Origin of the sequence: Roseisolibacter sp. H3M3-2, from assembly GCF_029211165.1 — a bacterium.
In the GTDB taxonomy this organism is placed as follows: domain Bacteria; phylum Gemmatimonadota; class Gemmatimonadetes; order Gemmatimonadales; family Gemmatimonadaceae; genus Roseisolibacter.
The window spans coordinates 1-2,688 of the sequence record NZ_JARGEK010000509.1; the positions used below are offsets into that span (position 1 = coordinate 1).

Genomic DNA, 2,688 nt, shown 5'->3' on the forward strand with positions numbered 1-2,688 from the left:
GCGCTGGCCGACTCGCGCGACGGGCGCGCGGGGCAGGACGCGGAGGCGCTGCAGCGGCTCGGCGTCGCGCTGGCCCAGGCGAAGCGCGAGATCGCGCGGCAGTCGGAAGGGGTGGCGCGCGGCGAGGGGCGGTTCGGGGCGCCCGAGGCGGAGCTGAACGCGCGCAAGGACTCGCTGGCGGCCGGGGTGGCGGCGCTGGAGCGCGACCTCGACCGCGCGTCGCGCGAGGCGCGGGCGGCGCAGCCGGACGCCGCGCGGAAGCTGCAGGAGGGGGCGAACGCGATCCGCGACACCCGCGTGCTCGACAAGGTGCGGTTCTCGAAGCAGCTGCTGCGGCAGGGCGCGCCCGACTACGTGCGCAACCTCGAGGAGCAGATCGGCGCGAACCTCGACGACGTGCGGCGGCGGGTGGCCGAGGCCGCGGGCGCGGCGCAGGGCGGCGGCGCGGCGCGGCCGGGGCAGACGCTCGACCGGGCGCGCCAGCTCGCGCAGGGGATGTCGTCGTTCGGGGAGCGGCTGCGGCAGCGGCAGGAGGCCGCGTGGCGTCCGGGCGCCGGGCAGCAGGGGCAGAACGGACAGCCCGGACAGAACGGCCAGCAGGGGCCGCGCGGCCAGCCGGGGCAGCAGGGCCAGAACGGGCAGGCGCAGACCGGCCAGCAGGGCCAGCAGGGGCGCGGGCAGGGGCAGGGCGGGCAGCAGGGCCAGGGCCAAGGGCAGGGCCAGGGTGAGGGCCAGGGGCAGGGCGAGGGTCAGGGGCAGGGCCAGGGCGGCTCCGGCCAGCAGGGCGGCCAGAACGGCCAGGGCGCGCGCAGCGGCGGCTCCATGCAGGGCGGCGGCGGCGACGGGCGCGGAGGGGCGCCGTCGGGCGCCGGCGGCCTCTCGGCCGAGGACGTCCGCCAGTTCACCAGCGAGGCGCGCGAGCGCCGCGAGGACGCCGAGGAGCTGCGGCGCGCCCTCGCCCAGCAGGGGATGGGCACGCGCGAGCTCGACCAGTTGATCGACCGCATGCGCGGCCTCGAGGGGCGCGGGACCTACAACGACGCCGCGACGCTCGAGCGGCTGCAGACCGACGTCGCCGACGGCCTCAAGGCGCTGGAGTTCGCGCTCCGCCGCCGCCTGGCCGGCGAGGCCGGCGACCCGCCGCGGCAGGGGGGCGGGAGCGACGTCCCGCCCGCCTTCCGCTCGCTCGTCGACGAGTACTTCCGCTCCCTCGCCCGCGCGCGTCGCTGAGCGCGCGGGCGCCCGCGGTCAGGGGCGGGGACGGGGGTCGATCGCGTCGCGCGTGACCAGCTCGACGTAGCTCGGCGTCCCCGCCGCCTGCTGCGCCGCGAACGCGTCGAGCGACTGCAGCAGCTGCGTGCTCGTGTAGCCGGGGACGGAGTACGGGTGCGCGCCGCGGAAGCCGCCGAAGTAGCTCCGGATGATCACGCTCTTCGCGTCCCGCGGGAGCGCCGCCACGCTGCGCGCGAACTTCGGGAACAGCCCGTCGCGCATCAGGTAGTCCTCGGCGTTCGACGTGTAGAGCACCGACACCCGCTCGCCGCGCGCGGCCACCAGCCGCCCCACGGCCGCCAGCGCGTGGTCGCCGCCGAGGTTCCCCGTGACCGGGATGATCAGGTCGCGCGCGTGCAGCCCCTTCACGAACTGGAAGTCCTCCTCGCGCGCCAGGTAGTTGGTGCGCTCCCCCTCGAGGTCGTGCTCCAGCAGCAGGTCGCGCAGCGTCGGGTAGAAGGCGCGCGAGATGCGCCCGCGGCTCGTGTACCGCAGGTCCAGCCCGTTGGCGATGAACTCGCCGTGGAAGCGTGACAGCGTCGCCAGCTCCGCCTCGGTGAGCGGGACGCGCGTGCGCCGCGCCCCCTCCAGGATCGCCGCGCGCGCCGCGGCCTCGCTGGCCGGCGTCACCTTCGTGCTGTCGATGGCCGCGACCAGCTGCTCGACCGACCGGCCGCGCCACGCCTCGGTGTCGGCCGGCGCGGCGCGCCCGGTGAGGAGCGCCAGGTATTCGACGCGCGTGCGCGCCGCGCCGAACGCCGCCTTGAACAGCAGGTGCTCGATCAGGTTGTCGCGACGCACGTCGAGCATGAACGCGATGCTCGGCCGCACGTGCGCGATGTACGAGAAGTTCTGGTCGGGCCCGACGCCGATGTACGCCCCGCCGCGCACCCCGAGCCGCTTCAGCGCGCCGACCACGTGCAGGTACGAGCGCTCGTTCGAGATCAGGTTGTCGGAGTCGAAGTAGCCGCCGGGCTCCGAGAGCGCCGCCGTCTGCGCGGCCAGGTCGATCGGGGCCGGCGCCGCGGCCCACGCGTCGGCCCTGGGCGACGGGCGGCAGGCGGGGACCGCGGCCGCCGCGAGCAGCGCCCCCGCGAGCAGCGCGCCGAAGCGGTGCGGCGAAGGGCGGCGGCGGGGCAGGGGCACGGGATCCTCGTCGGGGCGCGTCGGAGGGGAGACGGTACGGCGCGGGCTTCCCGCCGGTCAAGTCGGCCGCGACGGCGTCGCGGCGAGCCGTGCGGCGTCCTCGGGGGTGTCGACGTCGAACGCGGCGTCCGGCACCGGGACACGCGCCACCAGGTCGCCGAGACCGCGCAGCCACGCGCCGGCCCCGCGGTCGCCTCGGAGCGCCAGCAGCTCGCCGAACCGCGCGCGGGCCACCGCCGCCGGCGCGCCGACGGTGCCGGCGTACGCCGC

At 77.5% G+C, this 2,688-nt stretch carries 1 protein-coding gene and 2 pseudogenes; 1 reads left to right on the forward strand and 2 read right to left on the reverse strand.

Features of this window, described 5'->3' with window-relative positions:
* Positions 1-1,230 (forward strand): annotated as a pseudogene (locus PYV61_RS23750) (hypothetical protein); the annotation flags it as partial.
* A gap of 18 nt (positions 1,231-1,248) precedes the next feature.
* Here PYV61_RS23750 and PYV61_RS23755 read toward each other — a convergent pair.
* A complete protein-coding gene (locus tag PYV61_RS23755; RefSeq protein WP_275836355.1) occupies positions 1,249-2,418 on the reverse strand; it encodes a hypothetical protein in 1,170 nt (389 codons plus the stop codon).
* Between the two features lie 57 nt (positions 2,419-2,475).
* A pseudogene (locus PYV61_RS23760) lies at positions 2,476-2,688 on the reverse strand (nucleotidyltransferase family protein); the annotation flags it as partial.